This is a genomic window from Paenarthrobacter sp. 10L420 (genome assembly GCF_056395385.1).
In genome coordinates this window covers 180,270-200,141 of the sequence record NZ_JBFTJK010000005.1, presented here as the reverse complement: position 1 = coordinate 200,141, position 19,872 = coordinate 180,270, and the positions used below count along the sequence as shown (strand labels likewise).

The 19,872-nt window shown below is 61.6% G+C and carries 14 protein-coding genes; 9 read left to right on the top strand and 5 right to left on the bottom strand.

The window, feature by feature from the left end; genetic code table 11:
- The first annotated feature begins 3 nt into the window (after positions 1-3).
- The 3 genes from AC1DD5_RS10650 to AC1DD5_RS10640 all read left to right on the top strand — a co-directional run bounded on the left by AC1DD5_RS10650 (position 4) and on the right by AC1DD5_RS10640 (position 4,330).
- Complete coding sequence (locus AC1DD5_RS10650; protein WP_442018954.1) at positions 4-2,460, top strand: beta-glucosidase family protein; 2,457 nt, start codon at positions 4-6, stop codon at positions 2,458-2,460.
- 62 nt (positions 2,461-2,522) lie between these two features.
- Positions 2,523-4,031: a sulfatase family protein gene (locus AC1DD5_RS10645; RefSeq protein ID WP_442018953.1), complete on the top strand. Its 1,509-nt coding sequence runs from the start codon at positions 2,523-2,525 to the stop codon at positions 4,029-4,031.
- Between the two features lie 119 nt (positions 4,032-4,150).
- Complete coding sequence (locus AC1DD5_RS10640) at positions 4,151-4,330, top strand: hypothetical protein (protein ID WP_442018952.1); 180 nt, start codon at positions 4,151-4,153, stop codon at positions 4,328-4,330.
- On the opposite strand, the gene AC1DD5_RS10635 is transcribed toward AC1DD5_RS10640, so the two are convergent.
- The 3 genes from AC1DD5_RS10635 to AC1DD5_RS10625 form a co-directional block, all read right to left on the bottom strand.
- Positions 4,327-6,399 carry an FAD-binding monooxygenase gene (locus tag AC1DD5_RS10635; RefSeq protein WP_477521426.1) on the bottom strand — a complete coding sequence of 691 codons (2,073 nt, stop codon included), beginning with the start codon at positions 6,397-6,399 and terminating at the stop codon, positions 4,327-4,329. The two genes, AC1DD5_RS10640 and AC1DD5_RS10635, sit on opposite strands and share 4 nt — an antisense overlap.
- An 85-nt stretch (positions 6,400-6,484) precedes the next feature.
- The gene (locus AC1DD5_RS10630) at positions 6,485-7,858 is read right to left on the bottom strand and encodes a pyridoxal phosphate-dependent decarboxylase family protein (RefSeq protein ID WP_477521425.1); all 1,374 of its coding nucleotides are present in this window, start codon (positions 7,856-7,858) and stop codon (positions 6,485-6,487) included.
- 17 nt (positions 7,859-7,875) lie between these two features.
- Positions 7,876-8,406: a MarR family winged helix-turn-helix transcriptional regulator gene (locus AC1DD5_RS10625; RefSeq protein WP_477521424.1), complete on the bottom strand. Its 531-nt coding sequence runs from the start codon at positions 8,404-8,406 to the stop codon at positions 7,876-7,878.
- Positions 8,407-8,890: 484 nt separating this feature from the next.
- Here AC1DD5_RS10625 and AC1DD5_RS10620 point away from each other — a divergent pair, with 484 nt between their 5' ends.
- From AC1DD5_RS10620 to AC1DD5_RS10610, 3 genes are read left to right on the top strand one after another with little or no spacing between them, the layout of a single operon-like run.
- Complete coding sequence (locus AC1DD5_RS10620; protein ID WP_477521423.1) at positions 8,891-10,210, top strand: hydantoinase/oxoprolinase N-terminal domain-containing protein; 1,320 nt, start codon at positions 8,891-8,893, stop codon at positions 10,208-10,210.
- Positions 10,207-11,289, top strand: a complete 1,083-nt coding sequence (locus AC1DD5_RS10615; protein WP_477521422.1) for a DUF917 domain-containing protein — start codon at positions 10,207-10,209, stop codon at positions 11,287-11,289. Before AC1DD5_RS10620 ends, AC1DD5_RS10615 begins: the two co-directional genes overlap by 4 nt.
- The gene (locus tag AC1DD5_RS10610) at positions 11,282-12,817 is read left to right on the top strand and encodes a PucR family transcriptional regulator (protein ID WP_477521421.1); all 1,536 of its coding nucleotides are present in this window, start codon (positions 11,282-11,284) and stop codon (positions 12,815-12,817) included. The genes AC1DD5_RS10615 and AC1DD5_RS10610 overlap by 8 nt, the downstream gene beginning before the upstream one ends.
- A 192-nt stretch (positions 12,818-13,009) precedes the next feature.
- Here the strand turns inward: AC1DD5_RS10610 and AC1DD5_RS10605 are convergent, their stop codons facing one another.
- Together AC1DD5_RS10605 and AC1DD5_RS10600 are read right to left on the bottom strand one after the other, a co-directional pair.
- Positions 13,010-13,834: an aspartate/glutamate racemase family protein gene (locus AC1DD5_RS10605; protein ID WP_442015872.1), complete on the bottom strand. Its 825-nt coding sequence runs from the start codon at positions 13,832-13,834 to the stop codon at positions 13,010-13,012.
- Positions 13,831-15,183 carry an MFS transporter gene (locus AC1DD5_RS10600; RefSeq protein ID WP_477517734.1) on the bottom strand — a complete coding sequence of 451 codons (1,353 nt, stop codon included), beginning with the start codon at positions 15,181-15,183 and terminating at the stop codon, positions 13,831-13,833. The genes AC1DD5_RS10605 and AC1DD5_RS10600 overlap by 4 nt, the downstream gene beginning before the upstream one ends.
- Before the next feature lie 432 nt (positions 15,184-15,615).
- Between AC1DD5_RS10600 and AC1DD5_RS10595 the strand changes: the two genes are divergently transcribed.
- The 3 genes from AC1DD5_RS10595 to AC1DD5_RS10585 are packed head-to-tail and all read left to right on the top strand — an operon-like array spanning position 15,616 to position 19,853.
- On the top strand, positions 15,616-17,667 hold the full coding sequence (locus AC1DD5_RS10595; RefSeq protein ID WP_442015870.1) for a hydantoinase/oxoprolinase family protein: 2,052 nt from the start codon (positions 15,616-15,618) through the stop codon (positions 17,665-17,667).
- 11 nt (positions 17,668-17,678) lie between these two features.
- On the top strand, positions 17,679-19,352 hold the full coding sequence (locus AC1DD5_RS10590) for a hydantoinase B/oxoprolinase family protein (RefSeq protein ID WP_442015869.1): 1,674 nt from the start codon (positions 17,679-17,681) through the stop codon (positions 19,350-19,352).
- Positions 19,353-19,397: 45 nt separating this feature from the next.
- Positions 19,398-19,853, top strand: coding sequence for a GAF domain-containing protein (locus AC1DD5_RS10585; RefSeq protein ID WP_442005019.1), 456 nt, complete (start codon positions 19,398-19,400; stop codon positions 19,851-19,853).
- Positions 19,854-19,872 lie beyond the last annotated feature (19 nt).

The following is a 19,872-nucleotide window of genomic DNA, read 5'->3' as shown; positions in this document are numbered from 1 at the left end:
AACATGGAAACCATCACCATCGACCAACGCATGGAAGCACTGGTCCAAGAACTGACTCTCGAGGAAAAAGTTCAGTTGCTCACCGGGCACGACTTTTGGACGACGTGGCCGATGGAGAAGATCGGCCTGCGCCGGATCCTGGTTTCGGACGGCCCGACGGGTGTTCGTGGTGAGGCTTGGGATGAGCGGCAGCCGTCGGTGAATTTCCCGTCCGCGACGGCGATCAGCTCGACTTGGGACCCTTCCATGGCCGACCGCCTGGGCGCGGCCTCCGCTGTGGAAGCCCGGCGGAAGGGAGTTGATGTCGTTCTTGGTCCGACGATTAACCTGCACCGTTCCCCGCTGGGCGGCCGGCACTTCGAAGCCTTCAGTGAGGATCCGGTCCTCACCGGTGAACTGGCCGCATCATACGTGAACGGGGTGCAGCGCAACGGCGTCGGCGCCACACCGAAGCACTATGTCGCCAACGATTCCGAAACCGACCGGTTCACCGTTGACGTGCAGGTCGATGAGCGGCCGCTGCGCGAACTGTATTTGCTGGCGTTTGAGAGGGCCATCGTCGAGTCCAGGGCGTGGCTGGTAATGAGCGCCTACAACTCCATCAACGGCACCACCGCCACCGAGAACGAGCTGCTGGAAACGCCGCTGAACAGCGAATGGGGCTTCGACGGGGTAGTGATCAGCGACTGGACCGCGGTCCGCAGCGTCGACTCCGCCCGCGCTTCCCAGGATCTGGTCATGCCCGGCCCGCAAGGGCCTTGGGGCGACGCCCTTGTGACCGCGGTACGCGCTGGGGAGATCCCTGAAGCCAGCATTGACCGGAAGGTACTGCGGATCCTGCAGCTCGCCGCCCGGGTGGGCGCCTTGGAAGGGTTCGAAGCCGTCCAGGCGGAACCGGTGGACCGGGAAGACCTGGTCGCCTTCACTCGAGAAGCTGCTGCCGCCGGCACTGTGATGGTGAAGAACGACGGCGTGCTGCCGCTGGATCGGGCGGTGACGGGGACCGTCGCCGTGATCGGGCACAATGCCAGGCACGCCAGGACGCAGGGTGGGGGGTCAGCGACGGTCCTGCCGGACAAGGTCGTCTCGCCGCTTGAGGGCATCCGGACCGCATTCGGAACTGACAAAGTCACGTACAGCATCGGCGCCATTGTGCAGGAAGGCGTCGCCGAACTGCCACTGGGCCAGTTGACCAACCCTGCCACAGGAGAACCCGGTCTGCGGGTGACCTTCCTCGACGCCGCTGGGGCTGAACTGTTCACCGAGGACCGCCGCTCGACTGCCCTCGTCTGGTTCGGCGGCGACGCCCCGGTCAGGGAGTCCTCCACGGTGCGTCTGCACACCACCTACACCCCGGACGAATCCGGCAACGTCCGGCTGGGTGCGGCCACCGTCGGCCAGACTCGGATCTACGTCAATGACGGCCTCGTCCACGAAGCAAACATCCACGTGAATGGCAAGGACATCGCCGAGTCCTTCCTCGCTCCGCCGTCCTCAACCGCGGAAATTCCGGTCGAAGCGGGTGTTCCCCTGGATGTCCGGGTGGACCTGGACATTTCCGGCCGGACCGGACCGCTCGAGAACGCCCTCAGCGTTACCCTGGGGACCGAACCCGCCGACACGGACCCTGAAATGCTGATCATTGAAGCAGCCAAGGCTGCACGGGAAGCCGATGTCGCCGTCGTCGTCGTCGGTACCAACTCCCGGGTCGAATCCGAAGGTTACGACCGCACCACCCTGGACCTGCCCGGGCTGCAGGACCGGCTGGTCCACGCCGTTGCCGCCGCGAACCCGCGCACGGTGGTGATCGTCAACGCCGGATCTCCGGTCATCATGCCCTGGCGCCACGAGGTCGCCGGGATCCTGATCGGTTATTTCGGCGGCCAGGAATTCGGCAACGCGCTCGCCGATATCCTCACCGGGACTGCCGAACCCGGCGGCCGACTGCCCACCACCTGGCCCGCCACCCAAGGCAGCGTCCCGGTTCTCAACACCACCCCTGACACTGATGGGAAGCTCCGCTACGACGAAGGGATCCACATCGGCTACCGCGCCTGGCTCAAAACCGGCGCCACTCCCGCCTACGAATTCGGTTACGGCTTGGGCTACACCACGTGGAAACTGGACACCGTCGATGGACCCACAAAGCCCGTCACCCCAGGCGAAGCCGTACCCATCACCGTCACGCTGACCAATACCGGCGGACGGGCCGGTAAGCAGGTGGTACAGGTCTACGCTGAAAAGCCGGACTCCGACGTCGAACGGCCAGTCCGCTGGCTCGTCGCCTCCGTGCCTGTATGGGCCGAACCCGGCGACACCGTCGCCGCGACCGTGGATGTACCCACCCGTCTGCTGGCTTACTGGGACAAAGGCTGGCGCTATGAAAGCGGCGAGTACAGCCTGCGCATCGGGACGTCCGTGACAGACCTGCCCATCGAGGGAAGCATTCGTCTTCCCTGAAACTAGACAGCAGTGCACTTGGGAGTGCACGAGGTACCCAAGAACTATGGAAAGGAAGAGAGATGTCGAAGACGAACATCATCTTCATCATGTCTGATGACCACGCTGCGCACGCGATCTCGGCGTACGGCAGCCGGGTCAACTCGACCCCGCACCTGGACCGCATTGCCGAAGGAGGCATGCGCCTGGATGCCGTGTACTGCACGAACTCCATTTGCAGCCCTTCGCGTGCCTCCATCCTCACGGGAACCTACAGCCACATCAACGGCGTCTCGTCGATTTGGACGGAGATGGACTACCGGGTGCCCACGTTTGTTGATGTGCTCCACGGGCAGGGTTACAAAACCGCGCTGTTTGGAAAGTGGCACCTGGGTGAGCACGGCAGGGCCTTGCCGCGGGGTTTTGATAATTGGAAGATCTTCCCAGGGCAGGGTGACTACGTCGATCCGGAGATGGTTGATGAGAACGGTGCCACTACAGTCCCCGGGTATGCGACGGACATCGTCACCGATCTTTCCCTTGATTGGTTGAACGGGCTGACGGGAGAGGAGCCGTTCTGCATGCTTGTCCATCACAAGGCCCCGCACCGCCCCTGGATTCCTGACGAGAAGCACAAGCACCTGTATGCAGATGGGCAAATTCCTGAGCCGGAAACGTTTTTCGATGACTACGCCACCCGCAGCCAGGCTGTCCGGAACGTTCACATGACCATCGCGGATGACATGGGGGCAGAGGACCTCAAAACCGAGGTCCCGGAAGAATTGCGCGGACCCGAAAACAGGGAAGCGCGCATGCGGTGGAAGTACCAGATCTACATGCGCGATTACCTGCAGTGCATCCAATCCATCGACGACAACGTCGGCCGTCTTCTGGACTACCTCGATGAGCGTGGACTGTCCGAAAACACCCTCGTCGTTTACACCTCGGACCAGGGGTTTTTCCTGGGTGATCACGGCTGGTTCGATAAGCGGCTGATGTTTGACCAGTCCCTACAGATGCCGATGTTGATGAAATGGCCTGCCGAAATCAGTGCCGGCAGCCGTTGCGAGGCAATCATTACCAACGTTGATTTCGCGGCCACGTTCCTGGACATTGCCGGGATCAAAGCGGATGAGTCACTTCCCACATCGCAGGGCCGTAGCTTCCGGCCTCTTCTGCGAGGAGAGGCGATCGACGATTGGCCGGACGCAGCGTACTACAGGTATTGGGAGCACGATGATCCAATCCATGCTGCACCTGGCCATTACGGCATTCGCACCGCCGACTTCAAACTCATCCATTATTACAACGCCGGTCTTGATGTCCCGGGTGCCTCAGACCGCGTATTCGATGCTGAATGGGAACTGTACGACCTGCAAAATGATCCCACCGAAGTCCGCAACGTAGCTGACGATCCCGGCTACGTCCATATTCGCGCTGAGCTGGAACAAAGACTCGCCGAGTATCAGCGTCACTACCGGGATGAACCCTATGCCGGTCCCGGCACACCGCATCCGGCATGGGGTCCCCACGATGCAAACGTGCTGGAGCGAGTTGAAACGTACGTCCGAGTACTCCGGGCGTCCAGCTAGGATCCACGCGAGGGGGCTGGCCAGTCCGAAGAGACCGGCCAGCCCGGGATGCGTACTTTGTGGACCAGATTTTGCCACATTGACCCAAATTAAGCGCCGCTGTTAGGAATTCCACGACCATGAGCATCAGGCCTGCACCCGCTACTCAACACACTCCCGGCGCTGCCGTCCTCAACGCCTTGCGCTGGGTCGCGGTCATTCTCGGATGCGGCCGCCGGGAACGGGCCCGCAGATTACTCGCGCTGGTCCTCCCTCGGGAAAGTCACTTGGAGGACCGGAACACCACGCCACGAAGCTAACTGCTCCCGAGCATGCAGGCGCCGGAACCAGATCCAGACCCTAGATTCTCGCTGGCGAACGAGCGCACATTCTTGGCCTGGATCCGCACGTCCTTGGCGCTGCTCGCGGTTGGAGTCGCGGTTAAGGCATTCAGACTGAGCGCAACATGACTTCGAGGTCCTTCGTCGAAGACCCTGGTTTCGACTCGCGGGCGTAAAACGGGTGCAAAGAACGCGGCGAGTTCGGTCGTTGCGGTAAGCGGCAGGATGTTTGCCACGTATTGGTCAGGGCGGACAATCACTATGAGGCCTCCGCGGTTGAGGCCACGCAGGTCGAAGATGTCCTCTGTCGGGTCTGTTGCGTAAACCTTTTCGTAGTCCGTGAGCCGGAACGGACCGACTTGAGGTTTGAATACTGCGGGAACGGCGTTGATGTCGACGCCTGTGTGATCCTGCTGGTAGATCACTTTGACGTCGAACCACGCGTCAGGGTCGGCCCCCGACGGAGTGGCGGCAAGGGGGGAATCCGGCGAGTTGGTGATCCAGTTGGCGAACCGCTCGGTGGGCGAGTCGGCGCTGTGCGGCGCCGAGTCTGCGAAGACGTAGATTCGCCAGCGGCCGTCGGCCTTGGCGTGGTGGCCGAGGTGTACTCGATTGGCATCAGCGACTCGAACTACTCGTGCTGACTTGAAGCGCTTGCCGATGGTGAATCCGGGGGCCAGGCGCTGGTGTTTGGTGGCGGCCACCAGCATGGACGGCGCGTACTCGGTCATGAACCCGGCCGGGAACTCGGCGGTGCGGACGTAGAAGTCCTCCAGCTCGGAGGGGTTTTCGAACTCCTCCGGTTTCCTGGCCATGAGGGTGGACCACTCTTTGTCGAAGTCGATGAGGTTTTTTGCCACCACCTGCCGCTCGGCGGAGTAGGTGGACAACAGGCTCTCCGGGCTTCGGCCCTCAAGCACGTGCCCGAGCTTCCAGGCCAGGTTGAAGCCGTCCTGCATAGACACGTTCATGCCCTGGCCTGCTTTGGCGCTGTGCGTGTGGCAGGCGTCGCCAGTGATGAACACTCGGGGCATTCGGGTCCCGCGTTGCTCCGGCAGGACGTCGTCGAACCGGTCCGTGAGCCGGTGGCCCACCTCGTACACGCTATGCCAAGCGACATTGCGGACATCCAGGGTGTAGGGGTGGAGGATCTCGTTGGCCTTGCGGATGATTTCGTCAATGGACGTGCTGCGCACGGCGCCCTTGTTGTTGGGGTTCACCTCGCCCAGGTCAACGTACATTCGGAAGAGGTGGCCGCCTTCGCGTGGGATCAGCAGGATGCTGCCGCCGGTTCCGGACTGGATGGCGCACTTGAGGCGGACATCCGGGAAGTCCGTGACTGCCAGGACATCCATGACGCCCCAGGCGTGATTGGCCTGGTCTCCGACGAGGGTACAGCCGATGGACTCGCGGACCTTGCTGCGTGCACCGTCGGCGCCGATAACGTATTTGGCTTGGACAATGCGTTCCTGCCCTTCGTGGGGTCCGGAGGTGTGGACGAGGGTCACGGTGACGGGGTACTCACCCTCGTCCGAGACGCTCAGGGAACGGAACTCAAAGCCATAGTCAGGGGACATCCGTGTGGGCGAATTGGCCATGAACTCGGCGAAGTAGTCCAGCACGCGGGCCTGGTTAACGACGAGGTGGGGGAATTCGCTGATGTCGGCGGGGTCATCCGGGGTACGGGCAATGCGAATGATGCGCGAGGGGTCCGCGGGGTCGGGCTTCCAGAATGCCGTCTCGGCGATCCGGTATGCCTCGGCGGTGATCCGCTCGGCGAATCCGAAGGCCTGGAACGTCTCTACTGTGCGGGTCTGGATGCCGTCGGCCTGGCCAATGGCGAGCCTTCCGGGACGGCGCTCCACGATGCGCGTGGCGACACCTGGGAATTGGGACAATTGCGCGGCCGCGAGCATGCCGGCGGGCCCGGTGCCGACGATCAGCACGTCGACCTCGTTGGGAAGTTCAACTGGCCGGTTGATGCCGACTCCTGCTGCCGGCTGGATCAGGGGGTCCCCGGATACATAACCGTGATGGTGAAACTGCACAGGAAATTCCTCACTTCGTTGTAAGTCGGTCAGCGTCGAAGCTCTTCAGAACCAGACGCGCGTGATGTACTCGTTCAGCTGGGTCTTAGATTGTCCGTGGGGGCTGTTGCTCCATCGACGCAACGAGGTGATGGCTGAATTCTTTGGCCACTTGGAGATGCTCGGGTTTCATCGTGCAGGATCTCAGGACAGTGGTGTAGTCGCTATCAACTGCGATCCAAGGATGGTTCCTCGCGAGCCACTTGCTGTCGACCCGATACAGCGCCAAGTGCCAGCCGTCTTCGGCCAGGGCCGCGAACGCATCTTCTGTTGCCGCAGATATCTGGCTGCTCGTGGGACGCCGTGGGAAGGTACAAACGATGTCAAGTTCGGGTTCGACGACGAGCTCGGCACCGTCGGCGGCGCTGATGATTTCAGCTATTTGCAGCGCGGCCCTGCGGCCGTCGGCGATAATCGATCCCATTCCCTCGCGTGACAATCCCAGAGCTTCAACCGTGGTCCAAAATGCTGCCGCAGACGCTCCCGCTCTTGAGCACTCCAGACTGATCTCCCCAAGATGTAGGTCAGAAGAAGTGAAGTAAGTGTAGGGGGAATCGTGCGAGTAGAGCTTGCCGACAGATGGGTCAGCGAAGAGAACAGATCCGCATCCGTACGGTTGAAGTCCGTGCTTATGTGGATCGACGACGATTGAATCTGCCCGGCGTATGGCCAGGAAGGGGGCAGGATCAACCAGCGGGTCGGGACCAGTTGCCAGGAGGGTGTGGAATCCTCCGTAGGCCGCATCGATATGCAGCCGAGCTCCGAATTCGGCTGCCAGGTCCGCGGCCTCATGGACCTGGTCCAGTGCACCAAGACCGGTCGTGCCTAAAGTGACGACAACGGTCCCGACCCCGCCTTGCGCGAGCCTGGTCCTGAGATCTGCCATTGAAAGACGGCCGAAGTTGTCTTCCGGAATGGTTTCGTGTGGGGTTCCGAGCAAGCGGCACATGCGCTCGTGCGTGTAGTGGGCGTTCGTTCCGGACAGTATGACCTTGCCCGGATGCAATTCCCTGGCAACCCAAAGCGCCTCAAGATTTGCGATGGTGCCGGACGAGGTCAGATGGCCCAGATGTTCCTCATAACCGAACATTGCCGCAAGTTTGGCCACTACTTCCTTTTCCAGGACCGCGGTAGCCGGGCCTCCGTCCAGAGCATGATTATTCGGGTTGATCAATGCTGTGATGGACTGCGCAACCCAAGCCACAGGGTGCGGAGGCTTAAGGAGTTGTCCGATGTACTTCGCATCCCCGTATGGATACATGTTGACCAGTCGTTCAACCAGGGAAGAAAGGGCAGCTGAGCCTGATGAGTCAATTGTTGGTCCTCCTGCCCACAAGGTGGCGTACGCCTCCAAGTCTTTGGCGCGCTGCCTTAGTTCCGCGATTACGGCGTCGTCCAGCCGGACGTCTTGAGCCCTCATTAGTTTCTCCTGGCGGTCTAGTTGGTTCGGGGAGTCGGATGGTGCAGCAACAGCTTGCGCAGCAGTTCGGCAAGGATCGAGGCTTCCGTTTCGGTGAGTCCCGCGGCCCAGGCATGCTCGCGCTGGTTGGTGATCTGGCAGAGATCGGCCACCATTTGCTCGCCGTCATCTGAAAGCTGCACTAGCGTCTTGCGCTTGTCTTTCGGATCCGGCGCTCGGGTCACGAGCCCGGACTTCTCCAATGTGTTGAGCAAGCTCGACATCGAAGCCGTTGAAACGCTGGACAGCCGGGCCAACTCGTTTGGGTTGACTTGGCCTACGGACCTAATGGTGAACAGCAGGCGGTAGCCGGCGAAACTGATGCCCATGGGACGGTGCACCGAGACTTCCATGTCTGTGGTCATACGGTTTGCGGCCCGGATGAGATTGAAGCACAGCGCCATGGCGGGAGAATCGACGTCCGGGTACAGTTCAACGGCAGCGGCATGGGCGAGCGATTCATATTCGGAGGACCCGATGCGCTGCATCTTTGGGGCGTTAGCGCTCATAACGGAAGCACTCCTCGACGGTGGCGCATTCCACCACGGCTGCAGCAATCACATTTTCTCCAAGAAAACCAAAGGGACTGAAACTATTCGCTAGAAGTCTAGCTTACTAGCGCGAGCCGCGCTAGCTCAGGCTGCGGGAAGTTCAAATCTGATAGAAGTCGCTGGAACCCGCTCCCCGTGATCGCGAGACGGGATGGACGTCCTGCGCCGACTTCAATCCAACCAAGTTCATTGTCAACTCAATTTGCTAGATATCTAGTGTTTATACAGACTCCGGAAACTCTCGGAACTCACGGAAGCGGAGTTAGAGGCAGCACACCAGTTGCTCAACGTCTCGATAGGCTGAGGGAGCATGCGACGATGCTCTCTTCGGTGAACTTGGGGGAGACTTAGAGGACGACTAGTGGTGGACCGTATACACGTCGAAAATATTCACCACACGCCAGATACTCACCGTTGGTGGAGGCCAGGCAGGAACTGAACAATGAGAGTGGGACTGCGACTACAGGGAACCAGCTGCCGGAGCGTTGTGCTGGACGGGCGGACTGTAGTTTCCGCCGCTCGGGAGGTACACGCGGGCAGCTTGCAGGAAGCATTGGAATTGTCCCTGTCAGGGCTCCGTCGGGAGTTCAAGTCAGGCATCTCGGAGATCACTGCCAACGCCGGGCGGGTCTTGGCGGAGCGGAAACTGGACGACGTCGTCGCCATCCGCATCTCGCCCCGTCCCCCTGCGGACGCCTTCCACATGACAGTGCTGCCACCTCTTGTTGAGCCTGCAGTGACCCGGACGGTTCATGTCCGTGGTGGTCACGACTTGCGGGGAAGGCCTCTTGCCCGGTTGGATATGGAGGCGTTCCTGGCCGATCTCCCCGGCATCCTCTCCGGGGACGTACGGAACGTGGCGATCACTTCCGTCGGTTCGACGGCGTCAAGGGACCACGAAACGCGCATAGCCGACGCCATCCTCAGCAATGACAGAGACATGCGGATCAGTATTTCCAGTGACTTCTATTCCAGCGTTTTCCGGGACCGCGACTACACTGCCATCCTTAATAGTGCCCTGATGCAGACGGGGGAAGAGCTGGCTGTCATGCTTGAGGAGGCAGGCCGGCGCCACTTCCCGGACACCCTCCTGTCGTTTGCAAAGAACGACGGCGGCCGCGCACCTCTGTCACGGCTGGCCTTGGCGCCTGTGCACGGGCTGCGCGCCGAGCCCGCGATGGGAATCCTTGGAGCGGCCACGTTAGCGGGGATCCGCGAAGGGGAAGTCATTCTCTGCATGGAGGCTGGGGCTACCGTGGGTCACATCCACGGAGGGCTGCCCGTCGCGAGAAGCCTCATTCGCCAAGGATTTGACGCAAGCCTCGCCAGCAACGCCGCCATTCTTGAGCCGTACACCGCCCACCATCCGGTTCGCGCAGACATTCCCTCCGTGATTGCCGACCTCCGCGAGCGCCAGGACACCGCTCTGCCATTCGGGCTGGTGCCCACTCTGCCGGCGGCCCAGGACGCCGCGCTGGTAGGATCTGCCGCGGCGCCGCTGACAGCTTGGATCGACAGGCTCGAGACCGTCAGCGGCCGGGTTGACCTGAAACGCGTACAGAACCTCGCCGAAGACGACGCCCACTCAGCGGCGGTCCAGTTAGGCGCCAGCCCCGGCCAAACCCACATCATCGAATCGAACGTCTATGCCATGCCCTACGGCAACCCCGGAATCGTTCGAATCCGGGTCCAAGCGGCGGGAGAAACGTCCGCCAACGAAGAACACGTGCTGCCTACAGCCGCGCGGGGAGTCACCCAATGAGTACCGTACTCACTACCGAGGACGTCCGGAACTTGCGCACCGGGGCCCACTTCCTGACCTGCACCATCGATCCGACGGCGATCTACATCTACGCAGAAATGATCCAACGGGCGATGGAGGACCGGTCATTGGAACTCATCACGGTCGACGAACTTGCCCCCGACGATCTGGTGGTGGCGGTCGGAATGGTAACGCAGGGCCTTTTCATCGCCGACATGCCTCCCGTGGGCGATGAGTTCCTCGGCTGCATCCGTGCCATCGAGGCCAGTCTCGGCCGGTCGGTGCGGGCGATCTATTCGCTCGCTGCCGCAAACATCAACGGAATCGTCCCACTCATGGTTGGGCTGCAGTCTTCGCTGCCCGTCATCGATTCCGACCCCATGGGCCGGGTTTTCCCCTTGATCAGCCAAACGACGCTGAACATTGGAAACGTGGCGATCGGCCCTGTCGCGCTCATGGGGGTTACCGGGGAACGGGCGCTGGTTGAGGTCGAAAGCGCCCAGCGGGCCGAAACGCTGGTGCGTGCACTGGTGACCGAACTCGGCGGCTGGGCAGCCACCGCCATGTATCCGTGTTCCGCGCACCAGTTGATGGAGCATGGCGTCCATGGCTCCATCAGCCGAATGATCCGGATCGGGCAAATCCTCGACGCGAGCACTCCCGTTGAGAGAAAGCTGTTGTTGCTCGCCGACCTCCTAGGGAGCACCCGCATCGCCCGTGCCCGCGTGAGCCATATCGAAAGCCTCTCCCGGCCCACAGATCTCGGCCTGCCGGCGCAGCCGTCCAGCCTAACGCTGGAAGACGAAGGGACCGGACGCATCGTCCGTCTTGAAATCCAGAATGAGATCCTGCTGGTCCTCGTAGACGGTGCGGTAACAGCAGCCGTCCCCGACATGGTGACGCTGCTCAATTCCGAGCAGGGCACGGTGGTCAACATCGACGACGTCCAGGTGGGCGACGTCATGGACATCCTGAAGATCACGGCAGCGCCGCAGTGGTACACGGAGGCGGGGCTTGATCTCACCGAGCCAAAGGCCTTCGGCATTCCGATGGTGCACCCAAGGCGGCGACATGCGTAGATCGAAAAATGAAACGCGGCTCGATGTCGCCGGCCTGTTGGCGCATGGCTCCCTACGTGGCACCGCGCCGCTATATCTCACGCCATCGAGCGGGTTGATAGAAAGTGTTGTTCTCGTCTCCCAGCTTGAGGCAATCCGGCAGGTGCGGCCCAATACTCTGGTCGTCCTCTCCTCAGAGATGGGATCAGGGGGCTGGCTGGTCTCCGCAGCGCTCCGACAGGCCTGGGAGCGGAAGGCCAGCGCCGTCGTCGTGGCCGGCAGCGCCTATGCAAGCGCGGCGGTCGGACTGGCGGAACGGTTGGGCATCACCCTGTTGGCCACCGACGGGGACCCTGCAACGCTGGCACTGGCATTGGCGGCCGAGATAGGAGCGGCCCTGTCAGTGGTCGATGCGGAACTGGCCAGGGTGGCCCGGGCAGTCGCAAAGGACACCACGCTCGGTGATGTCCTCAAGACCATTTCCAGGGAGCTGGACGGGGTTGGAGTTTCACTGGAGTACGACGGCGTGGTTCTGGCCTCCGCCGGAATGCCTCCACGGGAGACTGACGAAGTCATCACCGTGGAAGTCGATGAGGCCAAAAGCGCCGTCCGTTTCACCATCATGGCCCGCGTGCCGGCTTCCGGCGTCCATAACTTGCGGCTGGTGCGCTCTATCCTTGAGGTGGCCACCCCCGCGGTGAAGTCTGCCTGGCTGATGGAGGACCTTTTCAGCACTGCCCGGGCGGTTCCCACAGCGGCGATCGCCGGGTTGGATCAGGACCCCCGAGCGTCAGGCGCGGAGTTCGAGGAAAAACACCGACAGCTGCTGAACCAGTTGGGCTGGCGCGAAGGGGAGCCGTATGTTGCAGTGTGGTTCCGCAGCGGGCAGCTCCAAGACCATCGGCCCGAGCTGACGGCCGTGTTGCGCCTGCTCTGGCGCAAGATCGCAGTACGCAGCCCCTTGGCCGAGGTTCAAGGTGGTTGGCTGACTCTCGTACCGGCCGGGGATCAAGACCCCTCGACCCAGCTCGAAACCCGAATCAGGACACGTCTGGGGCCAGCTCTTGCCGAGCTTGGCATGGTGGCGGGACTGTCCCGAAGGCAGGAGGAAGCCCCGGCACTGGCGTCGATCGTGCGTGAGGCGCGGCTGGCTGCTGAATCCGCCCGGTCAACGGGGCCTGGCACGGTTCTGGGCTTCGCCAGCCTCGGGGTGGTTGCGGCCACGACGTTCGTCGACATGGACGCCGTCGCGCTCGTGGCCGAAATAACACTGCCGCGACTGATGACCTCCCCTGACCGCGACGTGATCATTACCGCGCTGGCGTCCTTCCTCGATCACCGCGGCTCTGTCAGCCTGGCAGCGAAGTCCCTCAACCTTCACCGGAACACCCTCCAGGCCCGGCTTAACCGGGCAAGGGAACTCGGTGTCCCGCTCGATATCCCCTCTGAGCTGCTGTCCGTCCACCTCATCGCCAAAGTGCTGCGGCGATCCATGCCAGACAAAACGACTTCGGAAGACTCCCTCGAAAACCAGGAAGGCCTCGGCTGAGTTTCCAGTTTTGATTCCGGAGCTAATCAACTCAGGGATGAAGTCGACACCTCGCAGCCGAGGATTCCCTCGCCTGCCTCGATCACGGGATGTCAAGGCAAGCAAGGGTACCCGGCTACCCCCGGTCAAAGATGCCCTATTGGTGGGGCTCGACGACGCGCCGGCAGTCGGCGTGACGGGCCGGCAATGTATTTACGCGGACACCGTCGTCATTGACACTATGTGCTTTGGTTCGAGAGCCGGGAAGAACCGCTGGCGTTCCTGGGCCGTGGGCCCGTCGTAGCCCAGGCGCTTGCTGTGCGTCCAACCGAACCGACGGACCGAGTCGACGAGCTGCTCGGCATGTTTGAGCGGGGCCACAGTCGCGTCGATCACGGGTACGCCAATTTCCTCCTGAACCGTTCGGAAGAATCCGAATTCGGCCGTGCAGCCGAGGATAACGACGTCTGCGCCGTCCTGCTCCACAGCCTTGCGGGCTTCGGTCATGATCCGCTTCTCCGTGAGTACCGGGTCCGCTTGGAAGTCATCGACGCCCATCTCAAGCACGCCCCATGAAGCAAGACGCTCTGATGCGCCGCAACGATGGACGTTCTCGGCCATCTCGGGAATCCACTTTTTCCGGCCGACGAGGATGGAAAATCGCTCTCCCAGACTGCCGGCGATGCTCAGGGCCGAGTGCGCCGGGCCCACCACCACCATGCGATCGGTGATTTCACGGGCCGCCCGCAGCGCCGGGTCGTAAAAACAACCGATGACGGCGGCGTCATAGCCTTCTTCTTCCGCCCACCGCACCGTGCGCAACAGCTGTGGAAGCATGAGTGCTTCGAAAGCGTTGTATTCCACATGGGAGGGGCCCTCTCCCTCAAGGGAGACGACGTCAACCTCGGTGCCGGGACGGACTATCTGGCGGAAGGATTCCGCCATCGCCCGGTTGTACACGTCGGTGTAGAGCGGGTTGATCCATAGGATTCGGACGTTCTGCGAGAGAGCGTCGAGATTGTCGGTGGGGGTGATCATTCCAATTCACTTCCTTCGGTTTCGGGCAAGAACAGGCCAAGGACGACTGTGGCAAACAAGAACATGTTGATAAACAGAATTGTCGAGGTAGCTCCGGTGGCGGATGCCAGGAGGAAACCAACAAGACTTGGTGCGACCGTATTTGCGACGCGCTGACCGAAAATCCCGAACCCGTAACCGGAGCCACGAAGCGCGGAGGGATAAAGCTCGCCCATCCACGTGTCCCAGACACCCCAGGCTCCCAGGGCGAAGAACGCCAGAGAGAACATGCCGATATACATCTCGGTCTCGGTCGAGGCTGTTCCGAAGAAGAAACCCCCGGCAGCCGCCGCGAGGACGTAGATCGTGAATATCCATTTACGGCCAAAGCGTCCGGTCAGGTAGGACGCCGTCATGTATCCGGGGATCATGAGGACGGCGCTTAGGGCGATGAAGGAAAAGCTTGATGAGGCACTCAGTCCTCGCCCTTCAAGCAATGTTGGCATCCACGATTGAAGTCCCCAGTAGCCCCAGGAGAAGGTGAAGTTGATGAGGACCTGAATGATCGTGATCCGGCCCATTCGCTTTTTGAAGAGGCCCCAAATGGACTGCTTCTCGTCCTCCGCCACGGTGAAAATGGTGCCGCGGGAGATGCTGGCTGCCCCCAGACGGTCAAGGACATCATGCGCGTCTTCGTTCCGCCCCCGCCTCGCGAGCCAGTACGGGGATTCTGGAACCACCTTGTACAGAACGATGCCCCACAGGCTCGCAAGTGCGCTAACGGCAATGACCCAGCGCCAGCCGTGCCCTCCGATCAGAGCAGCGGTGCCGAGGGCGGCCAGGATACCAATCGGCCACCCTGCAGCAAGATAGACCGTCGCCCTTCCGCGGACCTTAACCGGGAGCAGTTCTTCAAAATAGGGGAAAGTCACGGTGAAGACGCCGGAGAACAACAGCCCGGAGAGGAAGCGAGCCACCGAGAGGGTCTCAAAGTTTGGTGCGAAGCAACTCAGCAGTGTGAAGACACCATAACCGGCGAAGCTCCAGGCGCACGTGGCTTTCCGCCCGATCCGGTCAGAGATGGGCCCCCAAATCAGCGACCCTGGGATCATACCCAGGAAGAGTGCCGAGATGGCGATTCCTACCTCCGTCATGCCGACCTGCAGGCTGGTAGCCAGATCACCAGCAACATAGGTGAGCATGAGCATTTCCCAGGCTTCGATTGCGAAGGCGAAGAAGAGGACCGCGCAGATCTTCAAGTGGATGGACCCGAAAGGCATGTCGCGGAACGCGTGCCCTACGGCCATGGAGCGAGGTGGGCTCGCCGTCCCGGGCGCTTGCCCTGAAATGAGTGGGTCGATACTGGACATGTCTTGACCTCCGATATTTTGGACGGGATAAGAAGTACACGCAGTGATTCTGTGCACGGAGAACAGTCCGGATATCAAGGAAGTCACCTCGGAGCAGCTCATCCAAGCCTCCACTCGGAGCAGGCCGTCCTAGCCTCCGGCCGAGTGATTGCAATCACAGTACAAACGAGGGGCGCTCAGGCAGTGTTCACTTTGCACTTTTTTGATTCGCCCGTTTGGGCGTAAAGCACTGCCCTTCTCAACGGGCACCGCTCAGTCGAGGTGGAAGAGGCTTGTTGCGGATCTGAGCAGGGCGTACCTGCCAAGCGCCTTTATGCACTCTGCCCGTTCAGCCATAGCCAAATCATGCAGTATGCCCACCTGACTGGTGGGCTGCATATGTAGCGTGATCTCTCACACACCGTTCCATTCCAGAACCATGAGGAGAAACACATGCCGAACTACAGGGTGTCGATGGATATCGGCGGAACCTTTACGGACATTGTGGCGTACGACCAGGACGCCGGAACCTACGCGGCTACGAAAGCGTCCACCACGCCGGGGAACTTGAGTGCCGGAGTAATCTCAGGCCTCGAATCCATAGTTGATGATCTATCGGACATCGATTTCCTGGTGCACGGCACTACCCAGGGCCTGAATGCCTTCCTGGAACGTCGTGGCGTTCCCGTGCTGCTGCTGGCCACGGCCGGCATCGAAGATACCTATCACATTGCCCGTGGCCCCCGTCTTGAGCTCTACAATGCCCAGTACCGCAAGCCTGCCCCGCTGGTCGAGCGCAAGGACGTCATCGGCGTCGGTGGCAGGCTGGACAGTCAAGGCCAGGAACTCGTGCCCTTGGACGAACTGGCAGTCCGCCAGGCCGCACGCCGGGCAGTGGAGGAGGGCTACGGCGCCGTCGCCGTTGCATTCCTGTTCAGCTACAAGAACCCCTCACACGAACTCAGGGCCCGCGAAATTCTGATCGAGGAACTCGGGGAAGACTTCACAGTCTCCCTTTCGCACGAAGCAGCCAAGGAATGGCGCGAATACGAGCGCACGTCTTCCGCCGTCGTCGAGGCCTACACGGGACCGGTGGTACGCAACTACCTCCTGGACTTGGAAGAAAAACTCGCTGACCGGGGAGTGGAAGCCCCGCTGCACATCATGCAGTCCTCGGGCGGTGTGCTCACGGCCGAGTCCGCCCGTAAGCGTCCTCTGCAGACACTGCTTTCGGGCCCGGTCGGCGGTGCCATGGGCGATGTCGAACTGGCGGGTGTCTCGGGAAACCGCAATCTCATCGGCGTGGACATGGGCGGCACATCCTTTGACGTTTCCTTGGTGGTTGACGGCAAACCGGATGTCTCCACGGAGGCCCACCTTGAAGGTCTGCCCATGCTCATGAGCGTTGTCAACATCCACACCGTCGGCGCTGGTGGCGGTTCCGTCGCTTGGCTCGAAGCCGGCGGCCTGCGTGTCGGACCGCGTTCTGCAGGAGCAAACCCCGGACCGGCCTGCTACGGCCGCGGCGGGACGGAACCTACGGTTACCGACGCCAACCTCGTGCTCGGCCGTGTCGACCCCGACTGGTTCGCCGGGGGACAAGTCGCCTTGGACCGTGAAGCCGCGATAAAAGCCCTGAAAACAGTAGGTGACCAGCTCGGCCTGGACCCCATCGCCATGGCCGAAGGCATCTGCGACGTCGCCAACTCGCAGATGGCACAGGCCATCCGGACCATTACCATCTCCCGGGGCATCGAACCCCGCGACTTCTCCCTCGTGGCCTTCGGTGGAGCCGGACCCATGCACGCCGTCTTCCTCGCTAAAGAACTTGGCATCCCGGAAACGATCGTTCCGCGCTTCCCGGGCGCTTTCTCGGCATGGGGCATGCTGCAAACCAACATCCGTAAGGACTTTTCCGAGCCCTACTTCTACCTCGACGAAGACATCGATGTGGCGGACATGGCCGGCATCCTGCGCTCAATGGAGGTCGAGGGCCTGTCGTCACTGGTCTCGGAAGGGGTTCCCGAGGAAAGCCGCGCCACGACGGCGTCCGTGGACGTCCGCTATCAATCGCAGGAGTTCTCCCTCAACGTTCCGCTGACGTCCGCTGACGAACCCGAGTCTCCAGACTTCGTCGCAAACCTCGCTGTTCGCTTTTCCGCGATGTATCACGAGCGCTACGGCCACTCCAACCTCGGCGCCCCGATCGAAATCGTCACGCTGCGGACGCAGGCCGTCGGTGACCTTGGCCGATTGGAAGCTCCCAGTCACGTCACTGCACAGGGACCGGAGTTCAAGCACGAAATCCGCCGTGTGGTCTTTGACCACGTCGAGCACAACACCGTCGTGGTCCGCCGGGACGACCTCGGCGCCGGCCACACATTCGAAGGGCCCGCCATCATCGTGGAGCAGACCGCCACCACCGTGGTTCCCCCCGGGTTCAACGTCAAGGTCGACGAGTTCGGCTCACTAATCATCCGCTCTGAAGATGTCGAAGGAAACTGAGGTACCAAAAAATGACACTTGAAGCAGTCAAAACCCTGGATCCCGTCACCGTGGAAATCATCCGCAACGCTCTCACCAGCGCAGCCGATGACATGAACGCCACACTGATCCGTTCCGCCTACTCACCCATCCTCTATGAGGGCGGGGACTGCGTCGTGGCCCTCCTGGACACCGAACACCGCGTGCTCGGACAGTCCGCCGGCCTGCCGCTGTTCCTCGGCAACCTCGAAACCTGTTCGATCGCTGTGGAGGAGATGTATGGCCGCGCGGTCTGGCAGGAGGGAGACATCTGGATCCTCAACGACTCATACCTGGGCGGCACCCACCTGAACGATGTGACCCTTTTTGCTCCTATTTTCGACGAAGGCGCAGTGGTCGGATTCGCGGCCACGCGTGCTCACTGGATGGACATGGGATCCAAGGATGTCGGCGGCTCGATGGACTCGACGGATATCTTCCAGGAAGGCTTCAGGATGGGGCCTGTGAAGCTGGTCGAAGCCGGAATCGAGACTTCGGTTGTGGACCTGATCCGGACCAACGTGCGTTTCCCCTACCAGACCATTGGTGACATGCACGCGATGATCGCAGCCCTTCGAATGGGGACCACCCGGATGAAGGAGCTCGTGGGCAGGTACGGAATGGAGCAGCTGGATGCCGCCCGGGACGAGATCTTCCGCCAAACGGAGGAAATTGAGCGTGCGACAGTCCGCAATATCCCGGACGGGGTCTACGAAGCCGAGGGTTTCCTGGACAACGACGGCATCAATCTGGACACTCCCATTCCGATCAAGCTGCGGATCACTGTAGCCGGCGACACCGTTGACTTCGACGTCACCGGATCGGCGGACCAGACCACGGGTCCGGTTAACTGTGGTGCCGCCCAGGCCGTCTCGGCACTGCGCGTGGGCTACAAACTCCTCGTCAGCCCGGAGTCCAACTCCAACGGCGGTTCCTTCCGGCCAATGACCACCCAGGTTCGGTCCGGCTCAGTGCTCGGCGCCGTAACGCCAGCTCCGTGCCAGTGGTACTTCTCCCACCTTGGGTTGCTGATCGACCTCGTCTCAAAGGCAATGGCCCCTGCCATGCCGGACCGCGTCGCCAGCGCCAGCCACGGCGACTCAATGATCATCACCGCTGCCGGTTTCGACGCCCGCTTCGGCCGGAACTTCGTCACTATGGAGGCAACCCTGGGCGGCTGGGGTGCCTGGCAGGGCACGGATGGAGAATCAGCCATGATCAACAACGTCAACGGCTCCCTCAAGGACCTTCCCATCGAGATGCTGGAAACGCGCTACCCGTTCCGGATCAACGAGTACTCCATCCGCCCCAACTCCGGGGGCCCCGGACAGTACCGCGGCGGCAACGGCGTGGTACGCGAATACGAATTCCTGGCCGACTGCGTGGTCGGACTCTGGTTCGAACGGTCAAAGACCCCCGCCTGGGGGCTCTTCGGCGGATCAGACGCCCAGGGCCCGGAAGTTGTGATCAACCCCGGCCGCGCTGATGAGATCCGCACGCTAAAGGCGAACGCCCACAAGATCAAAGCCGGCGACGTCGTCCGCCTCGCCGTGGGAGGGGGCGGCGGCTTCGGAGACGTCTCCAAGCGCTCCCGCGAAGACATCACCCATGACATCGTCAACGGCTTCATCACCGAGGACTTCGCCAAGACGCACTACGGCTACTAAGCAACGCCAGTGGATGGGTTCCCATCAAGAGAAAGAAGGGACTTTATGAGTTCTCAGTTTGAATCCTTTGACGACGTGTACGCCCACGCCCGGGAAGCAGTCGGCGTCACGCTCTTTACCGCCTCCGTCATTGCCGATAATGGCGCCAGTATGGCCCGCGTCTACACCACACATCCGGATGTCTATCCGGTGGGCGGGAGGAAGACCCTTGCGGGGGACACGAACCGGCTGTGGCTGGAGCAGGTGATCAATGGACAGCAGCCGTTCCTGGGGGCGGACAAGGAAGCGGTCCGCACGTTCTTCTTTGATTCGGCAACCATCGAGTCACTGGGTTGCGGCGCTATTGTCAACGTTCCGGTCGTGAGCAACGGCCAGACTATCGGATCGATGAATTTCCTCGGCCCTGACGGCACTTATGACCAGAGTTCGGTGGACGCAGCCTTGGAGGTCGCAAGGCGGTCTGTCCATCTGCTCGAAGAAGCCCTTACCACCGCCAACTAGCTCCTTCGCGGGCGGGCAC